Origin of the sequence: Secundilactobacillus paracollinoides (assembly GCF_001702155.1) — a bacterium.
Lineage (GTDB): Bacteria > Bacillota > Bacilli > Lactobacillales > Lactobacillaceae > Secundilactobacillus > Secundilactobacillus paracollinoides.
The window spans coordinates 2,506,636-2,533,244 of sequence record NZ_CP014912.1 but is presented as its reverse complement, the minus strand read 5'-3'; the positions used below and the strand labels follow the sequence as shown (position 1 = coordinate 2,533,244).

The window sequence follows — 26,609 nt, the reverse complement described above, 5'->3', positions numbered from 1 at the left end:
CATTCTGCCCCTTAAGCGCCTTCCTCCACGCTCTTTAATCCGTCATATGCTTCGCCACCAACGCCGTAAAGTACCTATTCCCTGTTGGGTTGGGGTGCACATTGTCGTTATAGAACCAGCTCTTATGGTCGGCGCTCAAACCGTGCCAATCGATTACTGTCACGTTTGAGAAACGCTTGCTTGCTTCGTGGATCGTTGTATTTGTTTGGGTTTCCCAATTTCTTGTTGGGACGTGCGTGGTTACCCAGAAAATATGCCGCTTTGGACCAATTGCGTGAATCACATCATTGATCTGCTGCGTGGTCATTGGGCCATTTGTTCCCAAATTGATCAGCACATTTTGTGACAGCGCGCCCTTTGCCTCTAACCCGTGGATCTCAGACGGTGCTTGCCAAACTTGACGGCCAACTTTCGCCATCACATAGGTGTTTGGAAAGACCTGACGTAAATCCGTTGAGACGTCGACCATGACCGAATCACCAATCGCTGTTACCGGCATATTTTTTGCTGTCAGCAATTGCGTTTTGGTCAGGTCATAGTCCTTTGCTACACTGCGTTGCTTAGACGTCAGCTTAACCTTGGCGTACTTACTTGCCGCCGTCTTCGGCTTAGCGGCCTTCTTTTGGGCCGTTTTTTGCTTCGATAAAACAGCCTCATTATCCTTCGTCACTGTTTTTTGGTTGCGCTGAATATGATTCTGAAGCGCGTTATCCTTTGCTGGTAAGTGGTTTGGCGCCGCTGCTGCACCATAAAGGGCAATCAATGTCACCATGACTGCCGGAATAGCGACCCACCGTTTCCAACCATATTGAGACTGCCGAGAAAAACAGTTTTTGACCAACTGTGGCAATTCATGATAGTGATAGTGCCGTGTTGGTGACTCTAGGTACCGGTAAGACAGATCGCTCACCACTAAAATTAAAATGGTTTCGATCAACGCATTTAAGACTGGATGTGCGGCAATGTTTGTCACCCGTGCCTCATAAAAGATCATGATCGGGAACTGGTACAGGTAAATACCATAACTGCGTTTCCCGACCCAATCAAATAGCCGGTTGGTCAGCACCTGGTTCATAACCCCTGCCGGATGTGCGACCGTGGCGACTAGTACCGTTGACAGCAGTGTAAAGATAAACATGCCGCCGCGATAGGTAAAGCTCGTTTCACCAGAAAGTTTAAAGAACAGGATCACGATCAAGATAAGACTCACAGCACCAGTTATATTCAAAGCGCGGCGTGCCTGATCTGGCAATTCCGTTTTGAGCTTGGTTGCGGGCCACATAAAGGCCAGCCCGACACCCAGTAAAATGGCAAACATTCGCGTATCCGTCCCGTAGTACACCCGGTTCGTATTAGCAGGATCGTAGAGAACTGCCATCGCAATTGCGGACAGAACCGCCACGCCGATGACCAGATAAAAGATCGTCTTACGCTGATGGAACACATAGAGCAGCGCAATTAAAATCAGTGGCCAGAACAAATAGAATTGACCTTCGATCGACAGCGACCATAAATGGGTAAACGGTGATTCGCCGTTAAACCGGTCAAAATAGGATTGGCCGTGACCAATTTCCCACCAGTTGTACACGTAAAGCAAATTTGTCCAAATAATTGACTTCAAATTCACAAATAATGATCGCTGAAACAGGGTAATGTACGCTGCAGTCGTTAAGACCATGGTCACTAACGCCGGGTAGAGGCGTTTCATCCGGCGCCCATAAAAGGCCCAAATGTCGATCGATCCGTTTTGCTCGTACTCCTGTAACAGCAGATCCGTAATTAAATATCCTGACACAACGAAAAATATTGGTACCCCCAAATAACCACCTTTTAGGCTGTAAGGTAGCAAATGGTACACAATAACACCAATAACTGCAATCGTTCTAATGCCATCAAACCCTGAGATGTAGCGGCTGTGTTTTAGCCGCTTGCTCCCACTTTGTTGTTGCATGATTCTCCCCCGTTCTCCTTTAATCACAACCTAATGTCGTTCATTGTGTTACTTATTCAACGAATTCAAAGGTAAAGTCATCAATTTGAACGAGATCACCATTCTTTGCGCCCTTTTCTCGTAGCGCATCATCAACACCCATTCCCCGCAACTGACGGGCAAATCGAAGGGTGCTTTCTTCGTGGTCCATGTTGGTCATCTTAAATAAGCGTTCCAACTTCTCACCACTAAGGACCCAAGTCCCGTCTTCATCCTGTTCAACTGTAAAGTCGCTATCAGGTTCGGTCGGCAGACCCAATGCTTCATCCAGATCATCCAAGCCCTTTACAGGGAATGCTGGCGTTTGGTCAAGAATTTCAGCCGTTTTAGCAATCAGTGGTTGCAGCCCATCATGAGTGACACTCGAAATCGCCATCACAACCGGTGGTGTTGGCAACGTATGGTCGTCAGCCAACTTCGCCTTAAGTTGCTCAAGGTTCTCCTTAGCATCTGGGAGATCCATCTTTGTCGCCACCACAATTTGTGGTCGGTCCAACAGCGCTGGATCATACTTCTTTAACTCTTCATTGATCTTTAAAAAGTCTTCATACGGATCGCGTTGCTCGTATCCGCCCACGTCGATCACGTGCAACAGAACACGGGTCCGTTCAATGTGGCGTAGGAATTCGATACCGAGGCCAACCCCGTTAGCGGCGCCCTCGATCAACCCAGGAAGATCCGCCACCGCAAAGTCGTGATCCACATCAATGCGAACCATTCCAAGGTTTGGCGATAACGTTGTAAAGTGATAATCCCCAATCTTTGGTTTGGCATCCGTGATCACCGAAAGCAATGTTGACTTTCCGGCCGAAGGAAACCCAATCAACCCCACGTCGGCCAACAGCTTCAATTCTAGTCGGACTCGGCGTTCTTGACCAGGTTCACCGTTTTCAGCAAGCTCGGGAGCCGGGTTCTTCGGCGTCGCAAAATGGACGTTGCCCCGTCCGCCACGACCACCTTGAACGGCAACGATCTCATCATCTGGATCAACCAGGTCCGCGATAACCGCGTTCGTTTCGTCATCAATGATGGTGGTTCCCTGTGGGACGATAACGATCTTATCGTCTGCACCGCGGCCAGTCATGCCTTTGATGCCGCCGTTTTGGCCACTATCAGCTTTAAATTTTTGGTTGTACCGGAAGTCCATCAACGTCCGCAAGCCAGTGTTCACTTTAAAGATCACACTGCCGCCACGGCCGCCATCACCACCAGCAGGCCCGCCATTTGGCTCATATTTTTCGCGACGGAACGCAACCATCCCGTTACCGCCGTTTCCTGCTTTTACATTTATCGTTACTTGATCTACAAACATATTTTATTCTCCATAACTCTTCTAAACTAGTTACCTTGCCTGTGTCATTATCTAATGAATCCAGGAAAATTACCATCATAAATTGGAATATTTTCACTGAAAATGATAATTTTACGATTTTTCGACCTTTTGCGGGGTCTCATTGGCAAGTGTCAGCTTGATTGTATCCACCACAGTGTGGGAGATGCCAAGCTTCGTGAGTTCTTCCGTATCCGCATCCGCAATCTTTTTCAGGGAGCCGAACTTCCGCAACAACTTTGTCCGGGTCTTTGGCCCAACCCCTGGAATATCATCCAATCGCGAACTGAGGGAATGCTTGGTATGGACTTGGCGATGGAAGGTGATGGCAAACCGGTGCACTTCATCTTGAATTCGTTGCAGGAGATAGAACCCCTGTGACTTAGGATCAAGATGCATCGGCGTATCGTTGACTTCGGACAGCAGGTCGGCCGTCTTGTGCTTGTCGTTCTTGACCATCGCCGCTACAGGGACGTTCAAGCCCAACTCATTTTCCAGCACATCACGCGCTGCATCCAGCTGAATGTCGCCACCATCCATGAGAATTAAATCTGGCAACTCAGTGTGTTCCTTGAGCACCCGACTATACCGTCGCCGAATGACTTCCCGCGTGCTGGCGGCTTCATCCGCATGGTCCACCGTTTTCAGTTTGTATTTCCGGTAAAGATTCTTGTTTGGCTGCCCATCCACGAAAACCACCATGGCAGACACTAGATCAGCCCCCTGAATATGAGAGTGGTCAAAGGCTTCGATCTTGTGTCCCGGGCGAATCCCTAACGCATCCGTAATTTCCTTCATCGCACCGGTCGTTTTTTGTTCATCTAGCTCCAATAGCCGGAACTTCTCTTCCAAAACAAGTCGGGCGTTCTTGCCCGCCATGTCCAGCAGCGCCCGTTTTTCACCCCGCTGCGGCGTCCGAAACGGCACCCCGAGCACGTTACTTAAGACGTCCTTAGGCATCTCTTCCGGGACTAGAATTTCCTTTGGCAACACGCTGTTCTTTCGATTGTAAAACTGTGTGATAAAACTACTCATCTCAGAGACCGCATCATCCACAATGGGAAACAAGCGCTTCTCTCGTTTGATCAAACGGGTCTGACGAATGAAGAAGATCTGAACGGATAACCACCCCTTATCGAGATAAAAATTAAAGATATCTCGCGGTGTCTTATCTGTTGAAATGATCTTTTGCTTTTCAACCGTCACCTCAATGTAGTGCATTTGATCACGGATCTCAGCAGCCCGTTCAAATTCCAGCTTATCGGAAGCCGTCTTCATCTGACCGTTTAAGTGCCGCTTGACCTCAGCGACATTTCCATTCAAGAAAGACTTAATGCGTTCGATTTGTTTTGCATATTCTTCTTCCGGCACCTCTTTAAAACAAGCACCCAAACATTGCCCCATATGATAATAAAGACACGGACGGTGCTGAAACCCATTACACCGACGTAACGGATAGACCTTTTGCAGGAAGTGCAACGTTTCTTCTGCCGCGTAAACGTTCGGATACGGGCCAAAGTAGTACGCGCCATCTTTACGCACCTGACTCACAATTTTTGTTTCTGGATCTCGTTCGTTCGTAATTTTAATGTAGGGATAGCCCGTCCCCTGCTTTAATTTAATATTGTAATGCGGTTGATGTTTTTGAATCATCGTAATTTCCAACAGGAAGGCTTCCTTGTCATTGGAAACGATGATCGTCTCAAAGTCCGCAATTTCAGATACTAACCGGGCAGTTTTGCCTTCGTGACTGCTCTTAAAATAGGAGCGGACCCGGTTCTTTAAATTTTTAGCCTTACCCACATAAATGATGTGCCCGTTGATATTTTTCATCATGTAGATGCCAGGCAGATCAGGCAGCAACGCCAGTTTATGCTCTAAGTATTCAGATGCCACGCTGAGCCCTCCTTTTTACAATGCGCTCGATTGTTCAGAAGCCCTATTATAACGCGAATACGTGTTTGGTTCAATGGAAGTGCGTGTTTGGTATGGGATACCCCCTTATCACTTTGTCACACAGCCAATAAATGGTTGTAACCGACAGAATTCACTTGTGCGTAGTTTAGCACAGTTTGTGACAAACGGGGCCGTGTTTGCACCTTGTTTTCTGATTGGTTCATTCACAAAAAAGGGCCTTGCAACCTGGGTGGTTAGGCAAGGTCCTTTGATTTTTGAGTTTTATGGTTTGACATGTTCGCTTGGGCACGATTTTTGGTGTCTTTGATTGTTTATTATGGATTAGACTATTCTCAGTTACAACAAACAGAATGGTTCTTGCTGCGGCTTTCTTGGTTACGTAGCCGAAACGCGTTCAGCAAGGCACGGGGCTAACGTGTAACGCGCACTGACCGCCTTGCTTCACGCTCTAGGCATTAATAATCTTCCCAATAAAGTCCTTCGCCCTGTCGTTTTGCGGGTTGTTGAACAATTCGTTTGGTTCGTTCTTTTCCAGGATATAGCCATCGGCCATAAACCAGACCTCGTCGGCCACCTCACGCGCAAAGCCCATTTCGTGAGTCACAACGACCATGGTCATCCCTTCATCCGCCAATTCCTTCATAACGGCCAGCACTTCGCCGACCATTTCAGGATCCAACGCACTGGTTGGTTCGTCAAACAACATCACTTCTGGATCCATTGCTAAGGCACGCGCAATCGCAACCCGTTGCTGCTGGCCACCTGACAAACTGCTTGGATAGACATCCGCTTTTTCTGCTAGGCCGACCCGTTCCAGTAATTCTGTTGCCTTCTTTGTAGCGTCCGCATCACTCATATGCTTCACCCGCACCGGCGCCAGTTTCAAGTTTTCGATAACGGTCATGTTGGGGAACAGGTTAAAACTCTGGAACACCATCCCCATTCGTTCCCGCAACGTGGTCAGTTCGTTGGTTTTTAACGACACCAGGTCAGTGCCTTCAAACAAGACGGTTCCCGATGTGGGTTTTTCCAACAGGTTCAGACACCGCAAGAAAGTACTTTTCCCGGCACCAGAAGGCCCGATCACACAGATGACTTGCCCCTGATTAACGACGCCGTTGATATCCTTTAAAACGTCTGCTGAATCATACTTCTTCTCTAAGTTTTTAACTTCAATAATTGGTTTACTACTTTGCATGGTTCATCTTCCTTTCGTAGTGGTTCAAAATTCTGGTTAGGATAAAGGTCATGATGAAGTACAGGATCATCGCGATGAAGACTGGCATTACACCACGGTAAGTATCTGCCCGCACAATGTTTAACTGGTAGATCAGATCCGTGACCCCAATGATGGACACGATTGAACTTTCCTTAATCAGGGAAATAAATTCGTTCCCAAGGGCTGGCCAGATATTCTTTAAGGCTTGTGGCATCACCACGTACCGCATCGTATCTGTTCTGTTTAACCCCAGTGATTGAGAGGCCTCAGTTTGTCCCTTAGCAACGGAATCGATCCCGCCACGGATGATTTCCGCGACGTACGCCCCACTGTTCAAGGATACCGCAATGATACCAGATAACAAGGCCGGCAAATTAATAATGATCCCGATTCCAAAGTAAACGAACATCACTTGAACCATCAACGGTGTCCCACGAACGAATTCAATGTAGGCAACGGCAATGGCGTGCACCAGCTTATTGTGGCTGAACCGCATCAGTGCCAGAATCGTCCCAAGCAGAACCCCAAAGACAACTGAGATGGCTGAAATGATCAGGGTGTATTCGACCCCTTTTGCGAAGTACTTCCAGTAATGGAACATGCTGGTGTTGTTCGTGTTGGTCTTCATGTACGTCCCGGCGGTCTTGAGATAGCCGTCAGTCAGGTTTTGTTTCTTGATCTGGTCAACGCTCTTATTCATGGCATCGATCAGGGCTGTTGATCCCTTTGGCGCGGCAATCGCTGCCCCAACATCGTTCTTATTTAATTTATAACCGGAAGGAATCATCGCTAAGCTTGAATCGTTTTCGACGTAGGCCTTAGCAGTTGGGGTTTCCATCCCGACAGCTGCGATCTTGTGGGTCTTTAACGCCAACACAAGGTCGGTGTTCTTATCCATCCCCTTGACGGTCACGCCGGGGATTCGTTGTTTTGCTAAATCATATTGGAGGGTCCCAGTTTGGGCACCAACCTTTTGATTCTTAAGCTTCGCTCGGCTGGAATACTTCAACTTTTCAGCCTTGTTAACAAGGAAGCTTTGACCACCTGAATAATAAATGTGGGTGAAGTCAACGGATTGACGCCGCTTAGCCGTCGGGTTGATTCCCCCAATGGCAACGTCAGCTTTACCAGTTTCAATCGCAACCAGCAACGAGTCAAAGCTCATGCTCTTCACGACAAGCTTAACGCCCAAGCCCTTGGCAACTTTCTTGGCGACGGACATATCCATCCCAACAATTTTACTGTTCCCATTTTTAGTGGTTTGAAATTCATATGGTGGATAATCTGGTGATGTTGCCACCACCAGTGTCCCCTTTTGCTTAATCTTTTGTAAAGAATTATCAGCCGCATAAGCTGTTTGGTCGTTGGTTGTCACATTGCTGAAACTGACAAAGAATAATAGCGATAAACATAATGCAAGCACGACTTGCAACACGTGTTTCCCCTTAATGGTCATCCGCGAACTTCCTCTCTAAATTTGTATCCTCTAATTTTTGATACTATTAACAATACACCATTCACATTCTTTATGCAATAAAATTTAATAAAAAAGACTTTTTATACACATATTATTGATGTAACCGCTTTTTTATTCAAAAATAATCTGAGATTTATTTATGAGAATCCGTAAAAAATGACAAATGGCGCAAATTCTGATAAGATATAGTCCAAAGTAAGGAGGCATCAACCATGGGTCTTAAGGTAAAACGACAAGATAATCTCGACTCCATGTTCGGCAAATTTGCTGAAATGGATTTAAAAGACGACAAGCGCGATAAGTTCCTGAAGCGCGATGAACAAAAAGATACAACTAAGGCAGCCAAAGATTTGATTAAAGAAAAGCGGAGTTACCACAAGTAGAGTGCGGAACAAAGCGGTTAGAGGGCGGAGCATAAGTTAACTCTGACAGAAATGCCTGAACTTAGGCATTTTTGTCAGAGTTGGCTTATGCAGGAGCCCTCTGCTTTGTGGAGCACGTTTCGGCGTGGTGGCCTAGAAAGACTAGCCAATATAAAATAAAGAACACTCAATTAACTCGCGATGTTATCCGCTGGTTAATTGAGTGTTCTTTTTGGTTGTCTTTAGTTGATTGTTTTTCACGGCTAACCATTTTCAGTACTGAGTTAACAGCAACGGACCAAAGTCAAACCTGGACTTACCGGACTTAGACAGCCGAGTAATTTTGGCTACTGCGCTCCCTTTTTACGTAGACTAAACGTGTTCCGCAAAGCAAGGGGCGGCCATGTAACGGACTCTGGCAAAAAATCCAGACCCGGGATTTTCTGCCGGAGTCCGTTACATTCTGCCCCTTAACCGCTTTGCTCCACACTCTCACCCATCCAACCGATCACTATCCTCATTAAACCGCATCCCAACAAGCACGATCTGCATCACCACGACCACCATTTGTAAAGCTGGCAGATACATCAGAATGATCACCATCACAATCGTTTGAATCAACACCAGCTTCCAGTTTGTGAGATAGCGGTAAATATTCATCCGTTTAATATTGGTGGCCACCTCAGGATGGCCGCTCGCTTCGTTCGCTTTGATCAGACTTCTCGATAATTCAACATAAGCAAAACTCCACGCCGAATACACGATGAAATAAAAAACCTCCGGTCCCTGTTTGTTAATACCGCGACCAACCCAAGCCGTTGCCACAGGTAAAAACGACGTCGTAAACATCCAGAAGTTGTTTGTCCAATAGATGTCACGCGTAATATGGCGCGTTTGCGTAAACATATAGTGGTGGTTATACCAGGCAGTCCCGATGAATAAGTAACCGATCGCATATGAAATAAGATAGGGTAACTGTGCCAGCATGGCTGACAACTGAAACGACTCTGGTACCTTAAACTCGAGAATCATGATTGTTAAAATAATGGCTAAAACAGCATCCGTGAAGGCTTCAATTCGTCCTCTATTCATTTTGCGCACACCCCCGTTTAATCCAGAATACCCCACCATTATCCATATGCCTATTATTCCGTCTCAACGCATAAAAAACAGCCAAGCATGTGCTTGGCTGTTTTTTATACATTATAAACTCAATTCTTGCTTTGCAACTTCAATTTGGTGACGAACCTGATCAAACCCAGTACCGCCCTCGGAATGCCGGCGTTCCACCGCAACTTCCGACTTTAAATCATTGTACACGTCGGCTTCGATTGCTGGGGAGGCCTGTTTAAGGTCATCTAGGGACATATCCTGCAGATTCTGGTGCGTTTGGATGCCCTTGAGCACCAATTGACCAACAATCCCATGTGCTTCTCTAAAGGGAACCCCCTTGGCAGCTAAGTAGTCTGCTAACTCAGTCGCGTTTGAAAAGTCATTTTCGGTCGCATGCTGCATATTTTCTTTCTTAACGGTCAGCGTTGACAGCATCCCGTTGAAGACCCGCAGTGCTGGCAGCAAGGTCTTGACGGTATCAAATACGCCCTCCTTGTCTTCCTGAAGGTCCTTGTTATACGCCAACGGCAACGACTTCATGGTAGCCAATAAGCCCATTAAATGTCCATAGACCCGGCCACTCTTACCGCGAATCAGTTCCGCCATATCGGGGTTCTTCTTCTGCGGCATGATAGAGCTGCCAGTAGTGTAGGCATCGCTGAGTTCCAAATACTGGAATTCATGGCTCACCCACATGCTGAGTTCTTCACAGAACCGCGACAGGTGCATCATGAGAATCGAGCTGTTGCTGAGAAATTCAAGCGCAAAGTCCCGGTCAGAGACAGCATCTAGCGAGTTTGCGTACACTTCAGAAAAGCCGAGTGTTTTCGCCGTCATTTGCCGATCGATTGGAAACGTGGTCCCCGCAAGCGCAGCTGCGCCCAATGGCGACATATCGGTGTGCTTCTCGTTGAACGTCAACCGTTCCTTATCACGCTTAAACATTTGGTAATACGCCATCAAGTAGTGGCCATATGAAATCGGTTGGGCGTGCTGAAGGTGGGTGTACCCCGGCATAATCGTTTCAACATTTTCTTCAGCCATCTTCACGAGCGTCGTTTGAATCGTCGTTAATTCATCAATGACCTTGGGCAACCGTTTCTTTAAATATAAATGAAAATCAGTTGCCACTTGGTCGTTTCGTGACCGGCCCGTATGCAGTTTCCCAGCAACGGCGCCGATCCGCTCCGTTAAGATCGATTCAATATTCATGTGGATATCTTCGTTTTCAACGGAAAATTCAAGGTTGCCAGCTTCTAAATCGGTCTGGATACCCTCCAAGCCAGCAATGATCTGGTCACTGTCGTCAGCGGTCAGAATCCCGGTAGCCTTCAACATCTTCACGTGGGCCAGTGACCCTTCGATGTCTTCCTCGGCCATCAGTTGATCAAAGGAAATGGAGGCACCAAAAGCATCGACCCAAGCGGCAGCCTGTTCCTGAAACCGACCGCCCCATAGCTTTTTGGTACTCATTATTTAGCCCCCGTTTTTTCGGATTCAGCCTTCTTGTCGGTCTTCACAGCGACCTTGACCTTACTCTTGGCATTCTTGGTCACAGCGTTCACAAAGGCTGATTGTTGGTTCTTCATCTTCACTTGTGAGTATACCTGAGTTGGTAAGCCCCAAAGCTTAATGAAGCCTTTAGCAGCAATTTGGTCAAACGAATCTGAAGCCGTGTAAGTTGCCAGGTTCTTGTCATACAATGAATTGTCTGACTTCCGACCAAGTGTGATCACGTTGCCCTTAAAGAGTTCCACCTTGATAACGCCGCTCACAACTTCCTGAGTCGTTTTTAAGAAGGACTGTAAGGCGCCCATCAATGGTGAGAACCATAACGCGTTGTAAATCATTTCGCTTAACTTGTCTTCTACAACGGGCTTAAAGTGCGCCAGATCACGTTCAAAAGTCAGGTCTTCAAGTTGTTTGTGGGCCTTCATCAAAACGGTTGCTGCGGGTGCTTCGTACACTTCACGAGACTTGATACCGACTAACCGGTTTTCAATGTGGTCGATCCGGCCAATGCCGTTTTCGCCGGCAATCTTATTTAAGTCTTGAATCAGGTCAGCCAGTTTCATTGCCTTGCCATTCAGCTTGGTTGGGACCCCTTTAACAAACGTAATTTCAATGTCCGTCGGTGTATCTGGAGTCTTATCGATTGGGTTGGTCAGTGCATAGGCATCTTCAGGTGCTGAAACCCATGGGTCTTCCAAGACGCCGGCTTCGTTAGCCCGGCCCCAAATGTTCGCATCGATCGAATATGGTGAGTCCAGATCAATTGGAATTGGAATATTGTGTTCCTTAGCATAGTTGATTTCTTCTTCACGAGACCAGTGCCAGTCACGAACTGGACTTAAAACTTCCAGGGCTGGATTGAGGGCGTGAATGGCAACCTCAAACCGAACCTGGTCGTTTCCTTTACCAGTGCAACCATGGGCAACGGCGGTAGCATTTTCTTGTTGTGCAACTTCAACAAGTTTTTTACTGATTAATGGACGGGATAATGCTGAAATCAATGGGTATTCACCCTCGTAAAAGGTATGACCCTGTAACGCAACCAGCGCGTAATCTTCGGCGAATTCGTCTAAGGCGTCAATGACATAAGCTTTGACGGCGCCGACATTTAAGGCCTTTTCCTTGATGAAATCTAAATCTTTTCCCTCGCCGACATTAATACAGCAGGCAATCACGTCATAGCCCTTGTCTTTAAGCCAAGGAATGGCAACTGAGGTATCTAAGCCTCCGGAATATGCTAATACTACTTTTTGGTTTTCTGTCATATGATTATCCCTCTCATTTCTTAATTTCAACTTAATAAATTAGAGGTTAACACCTTTATTCAGAAATTACAACCTTTTTTGAAATTTATACATGAATTTAACGATATTCACGTTTAATATACATTAAGTTTTCTAATATTCAGGATGAAAACAGGTAATAAAATTAGAATAGTTGTAATAATATACAAAAAAGCGACTTAAAATCATATAAAAATTGATCTTAAGTCGCTCTATTTTTGATTTGGCAGATTGTAAAATTTAAGTTGAACATTTAAGTGGACAGAAAAACCTATCAAGGTCTTTAATGGTGTTACCACACAATCCATTAGAAAGAAGGACCTTGATGAGCACCACTATTGTATCATTCCAGAACCGTGTTGTCATTGAAACGCTTCATAATGAAGGACGTTCCTTGCGATACATCGCTAACTACTTAGACTTTAGTCAGACCACCATCTTTAACGAACTTCACCGACTAAATGGTGAGTACCAGGCTGAGCTAGCGCAAACTGACTTTGAACGAAAGGTTAGTCAACGGGGGCGAAAGTCTTCGCTTACTAAAAACCTTAAACACTTGATCGAGGAAAAGATTCAAGTCCAGAAGTGGTCCCCTGAACAAGTTGCCCATGTGGTGGGGATTGCCTACAAGACGGTCTATAACTGGATTGATCAAGGCTGGCTTGATGTACAGTTGCCCGATTTGCCTGATCATGGAATTCGTCGTCATCGTGCTAAAGAAAAGCGTGGTACGTTCAGTCACGGCCGCTCAATTGAGAAGCGTCCTCATAAAATCGAAACTCGCCAGGAATTCGGCCACTTTGAAGCTGATACCGTACTTTCTGGTAAACGTAAAGGTCAAGCTGTGGCTACTTTTGTGGAGCGTAAAAGTCGCCTGACAATTGTTAAAAGGCTCCATGGTCGCGACAGTCAGTCCATGACTCAAACCGTACTTGAACTAGCTCGTCAACTTCAAGACAAGCTCAAGACGCTTACTGTGGATCATGGTAAAGAGTTCGCTAACTATCAGACAATTGAACGGCGAACTGGTACACAGGTTTATTTTGCCCATGCCTATTCACCGCATGAAAGAGGCAGTAATGAGAACCGTAACCGAGTTTTGCGGCGCTTTATTCCCAAAGGCCAAGCCATTGAAGAACTAAGTGATCACCAATTGGTTCAAATTAATTGGTATTTGAATTCACGGCCACTTAAATGTCTTAATTGGCATACACCAATCGAGATCTTCTTGCTTAATTTACGTCATTAAATTCGTTCAAGTTATTTCTTGCAATCTGCCATTTTTTAATGTTGTTTTCTGAAACCGTCACCAATGGTAATAATTGCAAGTCACTTATGATTCCGGTTGGTTTTGATACCCGTTTGGATAGCGTTCGTTCAATCGTTGGATGTTGTCCTTAGCAACCTCGTCAAAGGGAATGTTTGCCCATTCAGCAACCTGTGACAGATACCAGAGAACATCACCCATTTCCTTGGTCAGTGTCTCACGGTCGAGATCCTTTCCTTGAAACGTGTACTGCTTAACGAGGTCGACAACTTCGCCAGTCTCGCTTGAAAGTCCGAGGGCGCAGTTTGTTAACACCTGTTCACTGCCGTAAAGTGTCCGGTTCGCTGCTTGTTGGTAATCGTTAAAATTCATCCTAATTTGCCTCCAAATGCTTGTGTCTCGATCCAATCCCACACCGCATCCTTGCCCATTTTCGTCTGGGCGGAAAACGGCAACAACGCGTCTTCAGGCTTCAGCTGCAACGTCTTTTTGATCATGCTGAGCTGCTTATTCCACTTTCCCCGTGAAATTTTATCCAATTTAGTGGCAACGACTAGGGTTGGAATATCGTAGTACGCCAGCCAGGTATACATTTGCTGATCATCCTTGGTTGGCTCGTGACGACCGTCAACAAGCGAAACAACGCCGCGCAATTGTTCTCGTTGGGTTAAATAAGTTTCAATCATTTGCCCCCATTTTTCCCGATCGGTTCGCGAAGCCTTGGCATAACCGTAACCTGGAACGTCAACAAAGTACATCTGGGATTCAACGTGATAAAAATTCAGAGTCTGCGTCTTACCCGGTTGACTAGACGTGTGCGCGTAACTGTTTCGATTGATCAACACGTTGGTCAACGACGACTTCCCAACGTTGGAGCGTCCCACCAACGCAATCTCCGGATCCCCGGTCGTTGGATATTGTTTGGGGTCAACGGCGCTCATTACTAATTCCACATCATGGACTTCCATGCTGAAATCCCTCCTTAAATATGCTGTGTTCTATCATATCATGGATGGCGAACTGGGTGTACAGAATTTGTATGACCCAAGCTCGTCACCTGTAAAAAGGCCACAAAAAAATGCCCATCAACGCGACTGTCATTCACATACAGCCGTTGGTGGACATTTTTGATAGCCGCTATAAGTGGCAATTGGTTCCCCAATTAAGAGGCTTTTTGATCCTTTAAAATCAATTGTGGTTCCTCATGGTCCTTTACCGTTTCACCGGTAACCACAACTTTTTCGACATCATCACGACTTGGTAATTCGAACATGATATCGCGCATAACGTCTTCAATGATGGACCGCAGACCACGAGCACCAGTATTACGCTTCAGGGCTAATTTCGCCATTTCACGCAGTCCTGCAGCGTCAAATTCCAATTGGACGCCATCGAGGGACAAGAGCTTTTGATACTGCTTAACCAGCGCGTTCTTTGGTTCGGTCAGAATTCGCACAAGGTCTTCTTCTGATAACTTCTCAAGGGCTGTCAAGATTGGCAACCGCCCGATAAATTCTGGAATCAAACCGAATTCAAGCATGTCTTCTGGAACGACCCGTTGCATCAGACTTTCAGAACCATTGATTGGTTGGTGCGTTGAATCCGTCCCAAACCCAATGGTCTTGTCACCCAACCGGTTTTTAACGATCGTTTCGATGCCGTCAAAGGCCCCACCCACGATAAACAAAATATTCGTGGTATCGATCTGAATAAATTCCTGTTGTGGGTGCTTACGACCACCCTGCGGCGGCACGTTGGCAATGGTGCCTTCCAAGATCTTTAAGAGTGCTTGTTGAACCCCTTCACCTGATACATCACGAGTGATGGAGACATTTTCAGCCTTCTTAGCGATCTTATCGATTTCATCAATGTAAATGATACCCTTTTCAGCCCGTTCAACGTCATAATCAGCGTTTTGCAGCAGCTTCAGCAGGATATTTTCCACGTCTTCACCAACGTAACCGGCTTCAGTCAAAGTCGTTGCGTCAGCAATTGCAAACGGCACGTTCAAGATCTTTGCCAGGGTCTGGGCAAGATAAGTCTTCCCGGAACCAGTGGGTCCAATCATTGTGATGTTACTCTTCTGTAATTCAGGACCCTCAGCGCCCTCGCTGGTGGCCATTTCGTTCACACGTTTATAATGGTTGTAAACCGCTACTGAAAGCGTTTTTTTCGCTTCATTTTGGCCAATTACGTACTGGTTCAAGGAATCCACGATCTGTTGTGGTGTTGGAACATCAAAAACAGTCTCTTCTGCAGTTTCGTTGAACTCTTCATCAATGATTTCTTTGCATAAATCAATACATTCATTACAAATGTACACACCAGGACCCGCAACAATTTTCATAACTTGATCCTGTGATTTACCACAAAAAGAACAATTTACGGGGCCATTTACGTCGGTATTTTCAAACAATTTATGAGTCACCCCTTCGTAGTTTTAAGGACACTAGGACGATTTCCCAATGCAATTGCTACTATACCATAGAACAGTCGGCATGCAAAAGAATTTACCCTAGCTCCAAACAAAAGGCCCTGGCAAGATCAGAAATCTCATCTCAGGGCCTTTTGTTTATGACGATTGAGTTGACGATTAAAGCTTACTTCTCGTCTTCTTTTTCGTCCTTCTTAGACTTGTCTTGCTTAGCTGAATCGCGGACCAAGGCAACGGCGTCTTGAACAGCAATATCATGCTTCAACATATCGTCACTCAATGCTGAGCGAACAGCTGATTCTTCCATACCATATTGGCCGGCAAGATCAGTGACTTCTTTGTTGATTTCGTCGTCAGAAGGTTCGATCTTTTCAGCTTCAACGATGGCTTCCAAAACAAGGTTCGTCTTGACACGACGTTCTGCGTCTGAAGCAAATTGCTTGTGCAGGTCGTCTTCAGTCGTCCCAGTTAACTGGAAGTACGTCTTAGGATCGATGCCTTGTTGTTGCATGTTAGCCAAGTATTGGTCCATTTGACGGTGAATATCGTCTTCAACCATGGCAGCAGGAACGTCTTCGATGGTGGCGTTGTCAACAGCTTCGCGAATTGCTTCATCTTCGATAGCTTCTTGAGCAGCGTTCGTCTTTTGTTCCTTTAATTCGTCTTTGATCTTAGCCTTTAATTCGTCAAGACTGTCAACTTCTTCGTCAACGTCCTTAGCAAATTCGTCGTCAAGGGCTGGTAATTCCTTAGCCTTAACTTCGTGAATCGTCGTCTTAAAGGTTGCTTCTTTACCCTGAAGGTCTTCAGCTTGGTAGTCATCTGGGAAGGTGACTTTAACTTCAACATCTTCACCAGCTTTATGGCCAACCAATTGGTCTTCAAAGCCAGGGATAAATGAGTTAGAGCCTAATTCAAGTGAGTAGTTGTCAGCTTTACCGCCATCAAACTGCTTACCATCAACGTAACCATCAAAGTCAATGACAACAGTGTCGCCCTTGGCTGCAGGTTGGTCTTCTTTAAGCACTAATTCAGCTTGTTGTTGTTGACGACGTTCGAGTTCGGCATCAATGTCCTTTTGGTAGACACGGGTGTTTTGCTTAGTGACACTTAAGTCCTTGTATTCGCCTAACTTAACGTCTGGCTTAACGGTAACAACCGCCTTTAATACCCAAGCTTGACCCTTTTCCATTGATTCAACGTTAACTTCTGGTTGGTCAACGGGTTCGATTCCTACTTCTTCAATAGCAGCAGCGTAAGCGTCTGGTAAGACGATGTTTAAAGCGTCTTGGTAAAGTGCTTCTTCACCATACATTTGGTTGAAGATTTGACGCGGCACCTTTCCCTTACGGAAACCAGGAACAGCTAAGTTCTTCTTGGTTTTAGCAAAGGCTTGATCCAAGCCCTTCTTAATTTGGTCGGCACCAATTTCAAAGGTCAGTTCGCCCTTGTTGGTTTCCTTCTTTTCCCATTTTGCAGACATTATTTTCCCTCCGAATCAAATATCTCTTGAATACGATCATATTCAAATTGCGTACAGCTTTTAGTTTACCGTATACGCGAAAAAAAGTAAAACTATTTCGGCAAAAATCACCGTCAATCCGGTGATATTACTGAATTTGTAACCATTATTAACAATAAAAAAAAGCCCGAAAAGGAAACCTTCTCGGACTTCTCTTGTTCATTTAGGCTAAAAGTTTAGTCCATGATGTCTGAAACGACACCGGCACCAACAGTATGGCCACCTTCACGGACAGTGAACTTAGTACCCTTTTCAATGGCAGCTGGGGCAATTAAGTCAACTTCGAAAGTGACGTTATCGCCAGGCATAACCATTTCTACGCCATCAGGCAATTCGATAACACCAGTGATATCAGTGGTGTGGAAGTAGAATTGAGGACGGTAGTTTGAGAAGAATGGCGTATGACGGCCACCTTCTTCTTTAGAAAGGATATATACTTCACCCTTGAACTTCTTGTGAGTTTGGATTGAACCTGGAGCTGCAAGCACTTGGCCACGAACAACTTGTTCACGGTTAATACCACGCAACAGAACACCAACGTTATCGCCGGCTTCACCAAATTCCAAAGTCTTACGGAACATTTCCAAACCAGTTACGGTACTCTTCAAGATTTCTTCTTTAAGACCGACGATTTCAACTTCGTCACCGACTTTGATCGTACCACGATCGATACGACCAGAAGCAACAGTACCACGACCAGTAATGGTGAAGACGTCTTCAACAGGCATCAAGAATGGCTTGTCGTTATCACGAACTGGTGTTGGGATGTATTCATCAACAACGTCCATTAAGTGTAAAATAACCTTTTCTTGTTCTGGATCGCCTTCAAGGGCCTTCAATGCAGAACCGCGGATAACTGGAATATCATCACCAGGGTAATCGTATTCTGAAAGTAATTCACGGACTTCCATTTCAACCAAGTCGATCAATTCGTCGTCATCAACTAAGTCGGTCTTGTTTAAGAATACAACGATGTATTCAACACCAACTTGGCGAGCCAACAGAATGTGTTCACGCGTTTGTGGCATAGGACCATCAGTTGCGGCAACAACTAAGATAGCACCATCCATTTGTGCGGCACCAGTGATCATGTTCTTGATGTAATCAGCATGTCCTGGGGCGTCAATATGTGCATAGTGACGCTTTTCAGTTTCGTATTCAACGTGGGCAGTGTTGATCGTGATACCACGTTCACGTTCCTCAGGTGCCTTATCAATGTCAGCATAATCTTCAGCCTTAGCCAAGCCTTTAGCGGCTAAAACCTTAGTGATTGCTGCAGTCAAAGTGGTCTTCCCATGGTCAATATGGCCAATAGTACCAATGTTTACATGGGGCTTAGTTCTTTCATATGTTTCCTTTGCCATTAATGAAACCTCCTGTATTTTTCACAAAGATAATGCTGGCCATAAAAACCAGCAACCCTTTGGTGTAAATTATACTACTTCTTCCCGAAAAGGTAAATCGAGAATCCCTCAAGAAGAATCCTTAAAACATTATATAGACTGGGTAATCGTTTGTAAACAAAAATGTGTGTTTTTTCGTGATTTTTCACGATTTTTTTCAATTACGACGTCATTTCCTGCATCATTTCACCTAACCGCCCCTGCCAGTCGATCATCTGCTGGGTCGTGGGGTCATCATCCCCATCTGAAATCTGACCAGTCAACACGCACACCCATTTTTGTGGCGCCGTCACCGCCCGATTTACAAACGGATAGAGCAGCGATAACTGGACCCTCAGTGACTCGGCATAGAGCTGCTGCGTGATTGGGTCATCATCAGCCAAAAGCGTCTGTAGTGCGTCTTGCGTGGTCTGAACAACAGGCAGATCATCGAGCGGGCTTAACTGACTGGGCACCACATCGGTCGCCGTACCATCTAGCCAAACATAGCTGACTGGGTCAGTGACCTTCAGCTTGGTCAGCATTTCCAACAGGCTCACCCGAACGATTGGTTTGACAAATGGATCCGTCAGTAAATGCGTCACTGCTGTTTGCCACTCGGCTATCGGCAGTGCCTTTCCCATTTCAAACTGGTGACGTTGTTCTGTCACATCACCAGCGCTTAATTGATAAAAAGTTTGATACCGTTGTTTAAAATCAGGCCGTTGGCGAACGGCGGCTTCGTACTCAGTGACCAGCAACGTCATTTCCTGTGGGACATCAGGTAACGTGACCATTGCGATTCGGACCATGATGTTCAGGTGATTTGCCAGCATGATCTTGGCCCATAAAATCATGTGGTAGTGATCCTCAAAATAGCTTTGTTCCTGTTCCCGCATCACTGCTAAGGCGATCTCATACTGTGCCAGTTCATAGTGGCACTTGACTACCAGATGGTTCAACTTAACCGTTTTGTTTTCTTGATAGAGTTGATCATAAAGGCGCGCCGCTGTCGCCCAATCCTCAGCCTTAAAGGCATCGTTTGCAGTTTTCAACACCCGTTCATTTGCCATTTTTGCCTCCCTAAAACAGCGACCGTGCTCCATGCCTGGAGTACGGTCGCTGTTTGATTATCTTAGTCGTTAGTGGTTTCTTTAGATGGCCCCTTTTTGGCAGGCTTATCCGCAGCTGGCTTGTTATCAGCTGCCTTTTTCTTTTTACCCTTATTGCTCTTGGGCTTATGCCGCCGTGGGTCAACTTCCATAATAACGGGCAAGATCACAGGGTGACGTCGCGTTTGGTCAAATAGATAGTGATTTAACTTCTCGCGGACATCCTGCTTCAGATGAGTCCAGTCATATTCCTTATTATCAAGGTTAGCTTGAACAACATTCTTAATGATCTCGGCACTTTCATGCATCAGATCTTTATTTGCTTTCACGTACACAAAACCACGTGAGGTGATCTTTGGTTCTCCGATAATTTGTTTTTTCTTATGGTCGATGGTCACAACGGCGACAAAGATCCCATCTTCAGACAGCACTTTACGGTCACGCAACACGATGTTGCCAATGTCACCAACACCGATACCATCAATCATGGTGTTACCAACCTCGACACTGCCGCTCAACACCATTTCACCCTTATCATAGACCAGTTGGTCGCCTTTGGCCGTCAAGAAGATATGGTCTTCTGCCATTCCGACTTCTTCAGCGGCATGGCGGTGGGCAGAAAGCAACCGGTACTCGCCCTGAACGGGAATCAAGTACGTTGGGTGCAACAGATGGATCATCAGTTGCAGATCATTCTTGCTGGCGTGGCCTGAGGAATTCAACTCATCAGAAATGGCTTTCACTTCACCGCCGGCCCGGTAAATCATATCGCGAGTCTTTGCCACAGTGGTTTCCATTGCGTGTGACGGTGTCGTTGTGATAAACACGAGGTCACCCTGGTTAATTGATAAGCCTTTTTCCTGACCGTTTGCCATCCGTTGCAGGGCTTTGATGGGTTCGCCCATCCGCCCCGTTTGAATAATGGCAATTTGTTCCGGTGCCAATTTTTCCAGATCATCCTGTTTAATTAAGAGATCATCCACCGGCAAGATCAGCTTATTCAAGCGAAGTGCTGTATCCACGATCTTTTCAATGTCGCGCCCGGTAAGCAGTACCTTACGATCGTTGCGCGCAGCAGCGTTAAACACCTGCTGTAACCGCATAATGTTTGAGCCAACACTCGCCACAATGACCCGACCGTTATGGTAGTTCAACGTTTCATCAACCATCTCAGCGATGTCGCGCTCGCTTGCCGTTTCGTTCGGATTTTCTGCATTTGCTGAATCGCTGAGTAGCGCCAAAACGCCCTGTTTACCGATTTCAGCTAGCCGTGCGTAGTCTGTTTGATAGTCCTTTGAGGCTGTCTGGTCAAACTTAAAATCGCCGGTGTACACAATGTTGCCTGAGGCTGTGCCCAAAACGATTCCCATTGATTCAGGAATTGAGTGGGTCGTCTTAAAGAACGACACCGTCACATCGCCAAAGTCGATTTCTGTGCGTTCATCCACAACGTGAAAATCATCAAAGTCCTTCACGTTGGGATCATCTTTGACGTTAAGCTTTGCTAATTCAATGGTCATTTCAGACCCAAAAACGGGCACATTAAACTCACTTAAAAAGTAAGGCAAAGCACCAATCGCATCCGCGTGGCCGTGGGTCAAGAAGACCCCGACGATCCGGTCTTTATTTTCCCGTAAATAGTTATAATCAGGAATGACAATATCAATTCCCAGCAGTTCGTTTTCCGGGTACTTCAACCCGCAATCCAACACATAGATGCCGTCATTAATATCAACGACGTACATGTTCTTACCGTTTTCGCGAACCCCGCCCAACGGCATAATTTTTACTGTTGCTTCTTCCATAATTCACCTCAAACTGTCTTCTATCTCATTTTTGAAAGTGTTCCCCAAAACTGAGAAACACACTGCATTAACTTTTTCCCTAAATTCACTAATTTAGGCACGACTACAAGCTGTCATTAGTTTATCACACTTTAGTAGCCTGTGGAAGAAGGCGGTTGAAGACTGGATGGAAATTAAAGATGTATTACCTATTTAGCTGTTGCATCAAGTTAGTTGTGAGGTGAAACGGGACCTCTTGGCATTTTTAACTCGCACGCCGATGAGGATTATTTGCATGACTTGTTGGTAACTTGTTCGAGGGGGCCACCACTATTTTGTAGAGCAGTTTGGCTCAAATGGGCGGAGTTGTTTGTGTTTTAGTGCAGAGACCCCTTTTTATACTGCGTGCCTGCTCCCTTGCCGAATCGGGCTACAAAAGGGCAAAACGTTGCACACAAGGCCACTCTGACACGGTTTCCGGACCCAGACATTTCATTCAGCACCCCTGCTCTCTACCGAATCGGGCTACAGAAGGGCAAAACGTTGCACACAAGCGCGCCCCAGCACGGATTTCAGACCCAGACATTTCATCCAGCACCCCTGCTCTCTAGCCGAATCGGGCTACAGAAGGGCAAAAAGGTTGCACACAAGGCCACTCTGACACAAATTCCAGGCCCAGGAATTTATGTCAGAGTGGCCTTGTGCTCCACCTTTTAGGCGCCCTTCTTGCGCACCTTACAAAAAAAGAACCGCCTAAGCGATTCTCTAAAAGACTTAATTTTAACGACGCAGACCCAATGATTGGATTAAGTCACGGTAACGTTGAACGTCTGACTTACGGAGGTAAGCTAAGAGGTTACGACGGTGACCGATCTTCTTCATCAACCCACGTTGTGAATGAAAGTCCTTCTTGTGAGCTCTCATGTGGTCGTTGATGCTGTTGATGTCAGCAGTTAAAACAGCAATTTGGACTTCGGCTGAACCAGTGTCGCCGTCGTGACGTGCATATTGCTTGATGATTTCGTTTTTCTTTTCTTGACTAATAGCCATGGTAAAAATTCCCACCTTATAAATATTTTTTTGATCCACCCAATACTGAGTTACCGTGAGTGAGATCACGAGAAACTAAGTATGGGCATATGAACCTTAATCATTGTACACAACATCGCGGTTGAACACAAGGCATTTCATTATCAAGTATTTTTACTTTACATTTCGACCAGAGGTGTTGCAATCACCCCTTATCTTCTGTATAATGACATTCGTTGAATATTAAAAAGACCGTTTGGCTCTTTTTTACTGTGGAGGTGAAATCATTGCCAATTATCAAATCTGCTATCGAACGTGCAAAGACTAACGTTAAAGCAAACAAGCGTAACTCATCACAACTCAGCACGATGCGGACAACTGTTAAGAAGTTCGAAACTGCTGTCACTGCTCATGATGAAAAAGCTGCTGCTTTATACGTCGCTGCATCAAGCGCCGTTGACAAAGCCGCATCAAAGGGTTTAATCAAGCGTAACAAAGCTGCTCGTGACAAGTCACGGATGGCTGCACGTCTTGCTAAAGCAAACGCCTAACTTAAACGACCCATCATAAAAAAAGACTGATTCCTTGCGAACCAGCCTTTTTTTGTGCCCTTTTTTAGGCCACTTCGTTTAAGAATTTCAACATAAACAGTTCAAATAAAGTCTCCGGGTCCTGACTAGTCGACTTTAATGACCGTTCAATGGCGATCAGACCAAGATAAGCCCGCTTTAAATCATCCAACTTAAGTCGTCGGGTGCTCTGCATGGCAAGCTTGACCCGGTATGGATGTACCTTAAGCGTACTTGCGATGCTCCCCTGGCTATACCCATTCTTAACTAAAATCTTCGTTTGAATCAACAACCGAAACTGACTCACTAAGACGGTATTGATCTTAAGCGGTTCTTCTTTGGTCAAAATCAGTTGCCGGTATAACGTCAGGGCCGCATCAATATGTTTTGCCATCACGTCGTTCACCAGGTCAAACACATTTTGGTCGAGAGACTTTGTGACCAATTCCTGCACCACTTCGGCCGTGATCTCCTTTGACTCATAGCTGGCCATTTTTAGCTTAGGCAGTTCATTCATAATCAATGAAAGATCCGACCCGGTCCGCTGCAGCAACTGATTAAACGCGTCCGGCTGAATCTTAAACCCATTGTTTTGGAGGTCATTGCCAACCAGCTGTTTGATCTGCGTTTCACCAATCGCCTCAAGGGACACAACATCAGCCACTTTTTTAAGCGTTTTAACAATTTTTTTACGGCTATCAAGTTTGCCAGTAGTCGCAATAAAAACGATGACCGTTGTTGGCTCAGGATGTTCGAGGTAGGTCAGCATCCCATCTATATCATGGTCGACCTTGATGCCCTTGTGCGGATCCGTCGTCAAAAAATAGGCGTGCTCAACAAATACCAGTCGGCGTTCGCCAAAAAATGGTGCTGACATTGCATCGTCAAGCGCCTGAGCAAGTGGCGTTGATTCCATATCATAGCTTGCAAGATTCATCGTCCGCTCTTCTTCAGGAATCAAATCTGTGAACGCTTTTTTGAGTCGATTCACCAAGTACGCTTGATCACCAGTTATGAGATAAACAGAAACCGGCGTGTGGTTGTGTAGTGATTTCATGACCGTTTCGTAACTCAAGTTGCATCCTCCTTCATCACTGTTTCCCAGTACCCGGGGTGATGTGCCCGAAATCGGTACCGGATCATGCCGTTTGTTTGCGTATTAAAGTATGGGACGTGTTGTTGTGCCAGTGTTGCCAGCGTTTCTTGGTTCGGGTGGCCATACCGGTTATGCCGCCCGGCTGAGATGATACCCACCTTGGGTTGTAATGCCTGAATGAATTCAGGTGCCGAGGATGTTTTACTCCCATGATGACCGAGTTTTAAAACATCCGTTCTCAGTTGCGGATAGTGGGCAATAATTTTCTTTTCGCCATCCTGCCCCAAATCACCCGTAAACATGAACTGCAACCCGCCATACTGACCCGTTAAGACCATGGAGTCTTCATTCCCACCAAGTCCTGGCGTAAAGGGATGAACGACCTTCAAGTGCGTGCCAGGGATGGTCTGACCTGCCCGGACACTAATCAACTGAGTCTGATTCAAATTGGGTCGAATCCGCTGCATAAATTGCGGGTTGGCTGCCATTCCCCAGGGAATATATAACCGTTTTACGGCCATGGTTTTCAACACATCGCCGACAAAGCCAACGTGGTCAGCGTCTTGATGGGACAAACATAGTGCGTCAATGCGGTGAATGCCCATACTCTGCATGTAGTTGATGTTCAGGCGTAATGCCCGACTTCGTTTTTTGACCTGATGCCCGCCAAAGAAAACATCACCCCCGGTATCGATCATGGTGATCTGTTTACCATAGGGTTCTCGAATCATGAAACTGTCCCCTTGGCCAATGTCAAAAAACGTTACCTCGCCCTTAACTGGATAGTGGATCATTAAAAATGATGCGGCATACGTCACCGCAAGCGCAATAATAACAGTCCGCTGCCGGTGGCGTGTCAAGAGCACTAAGGTAAGGCCAACCAGCAACACCACCAAAACGATGTGCGGCTTGCCAAAGGTGATCATCCCAGGGAAATGGGCAATCGTATCCAGCCCCTGTGTAAACCAGCCTAACAGATGCGTACACAGTTGCGCAACCACCGGAAATTTCAGACCTAGGAGACCGCCGATCAGCGTCACTGGAAAAATGAGCCAGCTAAACACCGGTAAGATCAATAAATTGGCCATCAATGACCACACGTGCCACTGATAGACGTGATACAAAACAAACGGCAGACTCACCATGTTTAATAACACTGTTTTCATCAAAGTTGAGCGACCCTCAACAAAGATCAGGGCAAACGCCAGTGCATAACTTAACTGACCCCCTAATTGCATCAACAACGCTGGGTACCACAGTAAAGCCAGCATAAGGCTGAGTCCCCAAAGCGTTAGTGGTGTCACTTTCCAGTGCATTAGAGAAGCCCCCAGAGCCAGCATCGACACTAAAATTGCTCGCAGTAAACTAGGCGCCGCACCGGCTAACACAAAGTAGCTGGGTAAACTCAAAAGGATGATGACATTCACTGCGGCCTGGGAACACCGTAATCGTTTCAAAACGAATGCCATTACTGCCGTTAGCCAGACCACATGGAAGCCAGAAATGCTAAATAAGTGGATCAGGCCGAGGTCTGTAACGGCGGCCAGGTTGTCATAAAAATTATCTGCCCGGTACCCCAAGAACAGCCCCTGAACGTAGAGTGCCAGCAACGGGGGCAATTTTTTAGTTTCAATAATCAATCTTGCCCGCAAGGTATGACACGCATTCAGCCAGCGTTGCCACACATGCCCACCGGTCGCCGGCGTGACAGCCAATAACTGTGCGATTTTAACGCGGTTCAACACCCCGTTCTGGCGCTGATAGGCACCGTAATCAAATTCATTCACATTCGTAGCTGGTTCAAACTGCATGACATCGCCGGCAACAGTCAAAGTACTTGCCCGTTTGATCTGCCACTGTGGCGCCGGTCGTTCTCCTTCTGCAGCGTAATATTGGCCTGTAACTTGCTGGCCAGTTGGCAGCCTGCCCTTAAGTTGGACGCTGTCCGGCCCAACCAGGACATCATCCGGTTGCACCTGCAATTTCACCGTGGTGTTCGACATCTCAGGCAACGTTTGTAAGCGGCGCTGATCACGTTGAAACACAAACCAGCACCCAAAAACAAGGCTAGTCACGATTGCCCAAATCAAAATACTGCGATCCTTCAAGCAGACAATTCGAATCAGCCAAATACCGGCCAGTCCCGCCGATACCCAAAAATCGCCAAACACACAGCCACTCAAGCAGCCCACCAGGACCGCTAACCAAATA

General features: G+C 46.2%; 21 protein-coding genes. 3 read left to right on the top strand and 18 right to left on the bottom strand.

What is annotated here, in order from left to right; genetic code table 11:
• Positions 1-34 precede the first annotated feature (34 nt).
• The 5 genes from AYR61_RS11020 to AYR61_RS11000 form a co-directional block, all read right to left on the bottom strand.
• On the bottom strand, positions 35-1,951 hold the full coding sequence (locus AYR61_RS11020) for an acyltransferase family protein (protein ID WP_056987878.1): 1,917 nt from the start codon (positions 1,949-1,951) through the stop codon (positions 35-37).
• Between the two features lie 52 nt (positions 1,952-2,003).
• Positions 2,004-3,302, bottom strand: a complete 1,299-nt coding sequence (obgE, locus tag AYR61_RS11015; protein WP_056987880.1) for a GTPase ObgE — start codon at positions 3,300-3,302, stop codon at positions 2,004-2,006.
• Positions 3,303-3,413: 111 nt separating this feature from the next.
• The gene (gene uvrC, locus AYR61_RS11010; RefSeq protein ID WP_056987881.1) at positions 3,414-5,216 is read right to left on the bottom strand and encodes an excinuclease ABC subunit UvrC; all 1,803 of its coding nucleotides are present in this window, start codon (positions 5,214-5,216) and stop codon (positions 3,414-3,416) included.
• 469 nt (positions 5,217-5,685) lie between these two features.
• The gene (locus AYR61_RS11005; RefSeq protein ID WP_054707758.1) at positions 5,686-6,435 is read right to left on the bottom strand and encodes an amino acid ABC transporter ATP-binding protein; all 750 of its coding nucleotides are present in this window, start codon (positions 6,433-6,435) and stop codon (positions 5,686-5,688) included.
• On the bottom strand, positions 6,425-7,912 hold the full coding sequence (locus tag AYR61_RS11000; RefSeq protein WP_065902992.1) for an ABC transporter substrate-binding protein/permease: 1,488 nt from the start codon (positions 7,910-7,912) through the stop codon (positions 6,425-6,427). The genes AYR61_RS11005 and AYR61_RS11000 overlap by 11 nt, the downstream gene beginning before the upstream one ends.
• A 233-nt stretch (positions 7,913-8,145) precedes the next feature.
• On the opposite strand from AYR61_RS11000, the gene AYR61_RS15405 reads away from it, so the two are divergent.
• A complete protein-coding gene (locus tag AYR61_RS15405) occupies positions 8,146-8,316 on the top strand; it encodes an SPJ_0845 family protein (RefSeq protein WP_169790395.1) in 171 nt (56 codons plus the stop codon).
• A gap of 471 nt (positions 8,317-8,787) precedes the next feature.
• Here AYR61_RS15405 and AYR61_RS10995 read toward each other — a convergent pair whose 3' ends face one another.
• The 3 genes from AYR61_RS10995 to AYR61_RS10985 form a co-directional block, all read right to left on the bottom strand.
• A complete protein-coding gene (locus AYR61_RS10995; RefSeq protein WP_065902991.1) occupies positions 8,788-9,387 on the bottom strand; it encodes a TMEM175 family protein in 600 nt (199 codons plus the stop codon).
• Between the two features lie 111 nt (positions 9,388-9,498).
• Positions 9,499-10,881, bottom strand: a complete 1,383-nt coding sequence (gene argH / locus AYR61_RS10990; protein ID WP_054707764.1) for an argininosuccinate lyase — start codon at positions 10,879-10,881, stop codon at positions 9,499-9,501.
• Complete coding sequence (locus AYR61_RS10985) at positions 10,881-12,185, bottom strand: argininosuccinate synthase (protein ID WP_054707766.1); 1,305 nt, start codon at positions 12,183-12,185, stop codon at positions 10,881-10,883. Before AYR61_RS10985 ends, argH begins: the two co-directional genes overlap by 1 nt.
• Before the next feature lie 343 nt (positions 12,186-12,528).
• Between AYR61_RS10985 and AYR61_RS10980 the strand changes: the two genes are divergently transcribed.
• Positions 12,529-13,452: an IS30 family transposase gene (locus tag AYR61_RS10980; RefSeq protein ID WP_054712567.1), complete on the top strand. Its 924-nt coding sequence runs from the start codon at positions 12,529-12,531 to the stop codon at positions 13,450-13,452.
• 84 nt (positions 13,453-13,536) lie between these two features.
• Here AYR61_RS10980 and AYR61_RS10975 read toward each other — a convergent pair whose 3' ends face one another.
• The 8 genes from AYR61_RS10975 to rpsO all read right to left on the bottom strand — a co-directional run bounded on the left by AYR61_RS10975 (position 13,537) and on the right by rpsO (position 22,754).
• On the bottom strand, positions 13,537-13,842 hold the full coding sequence (locus tag AYR61_RS10975; protein WP_054707769.1) for a nucleoside triphosphate pyrophosphohydrolase family protein: 306 nt from the start codon (positions 13,840-13,842) through the stop codon (positions 13,537-13,539).
• Complete coding sequence (gene yihA, locus AYR61_RS10970) at positions 13,839-14,438, bottom strand: ribosome biogenesis GTP-binding protein YihA/YsxC (RefSeq protein WP_054707772.1); 600 nt, start codon at positions 14,436-14,438, stop codon at positions 13,839-13,841. The genes AYR61_RS10975 and yihA overlap by 4 nt, the downstream gene beginning before the upstream one ends.
• Before the next feature lie 194 nt (positions 14,439-14,632).
• Positions 14,633-15,886 (bottom strand): ATP-dependent Clp protease ATP-binding subunit ClpX, encoded by a 1,254-nt coding sequence (gene clpX, locus AYR61_RS10965; protein ID WP_065902990.1) that lies wholly within the window; start codon positions 15,884-15,886, stop codon positions 14,633-14,635.
• 184 nt (positions 15,887-16,070) lie between these two features.
• A complete protein-coding gene (gene tig / locus AYR61_RS10960) occupies positions 16,071-17,387 on the bottom strand; it encodes a trigger factor (RefSeq protein ID WP_065902989.1) in 1,317 nt (438 codons plus the stop codon).
• Positions 17,388-17,602: 215 nt separating this feature from the next.
• Complete coding sequence (gene tuf / locus AYR61_RS10955) at positions 17,603-18,790, bottom strand: elongation factor Tu (RefSeq protein WP_054707779.1); 1,188 nt, start codon at positions 18,788-18,790, stop codon at positions 17,603-17,605.
• 200 nt (positions 18,791-18,990) lie between these two features.
• Positions 18,991-19,881 carry a hypothetical protein gene (locus AYR61_RS10950; protein WP_065902987.1) on the bottom strand — a complete coding sequence of 297 codons (891 nt, stop codon included), beginning with the start codon at positions 19,879-19,881 and terminating at the stop codon, positions 18,991-18,993.
• 62 nt (positions 19,882-19,943) lie between these two features.
• Positions 19,944-21,725, bottom strand: coding sequence for a ribonuclease J (locus tag AYR61_RS10945; protein ID WP_065902985.1), 1,782 nt, complete (start codon positions 21,723-21,725; stop codon positions 19,944-19,946).
• A gap of 759 nt (positions 21,726-22,484) precedes the next feature.
• Entirely contained in the window at positions 22,485-22,754 is a 270-nt protein-coding gene (gene rpsO, locus AYR61_RS10940; RefSeq protein ID WP_054707784.1) for a 30S ribosomal protein S15, read from the bottom strand.
• Between the two features lie 266 nt (positions 22,755-23,020).
• Between rpsO and rpsT the strand changes: the two genes are divergently transcribed.
• Positions 23,021-23,284: a 30S ribosomal protein S20 gene (rpsT, locus tag AYR61_RS10935; RefSeq protein ID WP_054707787.1), complete on the top strand. Its 264-nt coding sequence runs from the start codon at positions 23,021-23,023 to the stop codon at positions 23,282-23,284.
• Positions 23,285-23,348: 64 nt separating this feature from the next.
• Here the strand turns inward: rpsT and holA are convergent, their stop codons facing one another.
• A complete protein-coding gene (holA, locus tag AYR61_RS10930; RefSeq protein WP_056987886.1) occupies positions 23,349-24,377 on the bottom strand; it encodes a DNA polymerase III subunit delta in 1,029 nt (342 codons plus the stop codon).
• On the bottom strand, positions 24,374-26,569 hold the full coding sequence (locus AYR61_RS10925; protein WP_191982246.1) for a DNA internalization-related competence protein ComEC/Rec2: 2,196 nt from the start codon (positions 26,567-26,569) through the stop codon (positions 24,374-24,376). Before AYR61_RS10925 ends, holA begins: the two co-directional genes overlap by 4 nt.
• Between the last annotated feature and the right edge of the window lie 40 nt (positions 26,570-26,609).

Coding starts and splice junctions, on each gene's coding strand:
- AYR61_RS11020 (WP_056987878.1), bottom strand. CDS start 1,951: ATGCAACAACAAAGTGGGAGCAAGCGGCTAAAACACAGCCGCTACATC.
- obgE (WP_056987880.1), bottom strand. CDS start 3,302: ATGTTTGTAGATCAAGTAACGATAAATGTAAAAGCAGGAAACGGCGGT.
- AYR61_RS11005 (WP_054707758.1), bottom strand. CDS start 6,435: ATGCAAAGTAGTAAACCAATTATTGAAGTTAAAAACTTAGAGAAGAAG.
- AYR61_RS11000 (WP_065902992.1), bottom strand. CDS start 7,912: ATGACCATTAAGGGGAAACACGTGTTGCAAGTCGTGCTTGCATTATGT.
- AYR61_RS15405 (WP_169790395.1), top strand. CDS start 8,146: ATGGGTCTTAAGGTAAAACGACAAGATAATCTCGACTCCATGTTCGGC.
- AYR61_RS10995 (WP_065902991.1), bottom strand. CDS start 9,387: ATGAATAGAGGACGAATTGAAGCCTTCACGGATGCTGTTTTAGCCATT.
- argH (WP_054707764.1), bottom strand. CDS start 10,881: ATGAGTACCAAAAAGCTATGGGGCGGTCGGTTTCAGGAACAGGCTGCC.
- AYR61_RS10985 (WP_054707766.1), bottom strand. CDS start 12,185: ATGACAGAAAACCAAAAAGTAGTATTAGCATATTCCGGAGGCTTAGAT.
- AYR61_RS10980 (WP_054712567.1), top strand. CDS start 12,529: ATGAGCACCACTATTGTATCATTCCAGAACCGTGTTGTCATTGAAACG.
- AYR61_RS10975 (WP_054707769.1), bottom strand. CDS start 13,842: ATGAATTTTAACGATTACCAACAAGCAGCGAACCGGACACTTTACGGC.
- yihA (WP_054707772.1), bottom strand. CDS start 14,438: ATGGAAGTCCATGATGTGGAATTAGTAATGAGCGCCGTTGACCCCAAA.
- tig (WP_065902989.1), bottom strand. CDS start 17,387: ATGTCTGCAAAATGGGAAAAGAAGGAAACCAACAAGGGCGAACTGACC.
- tuf (WP_054707779.1), bottom strand. CDS start 18,790: ATGGCAAAGGAAACATATGAAAGAACTAAGCCCCATGTAAACATTGGT.
- AYR61_RS10950 (WP_065902987.1), bottom strand. CDS start 19,881: ATGGCAAATGAACGGGTGTTGAAAACTGCAAACGATGCCTTTAAGGCT.
- AYR61_RS10945 (WP_065902985.1), bottom strand. CDS start 21,725: ATGGAAGAAGCAACAGTAAAAATTATGCCGTTGGGCGGGGTTCGCGAA.
- rpsO (WP_054707784.1), bottom strand. CDS start 22,754: ATGGCTATTAGTCAAGAAAAGAAAAACGAAATCATCAAGCAATATGCA.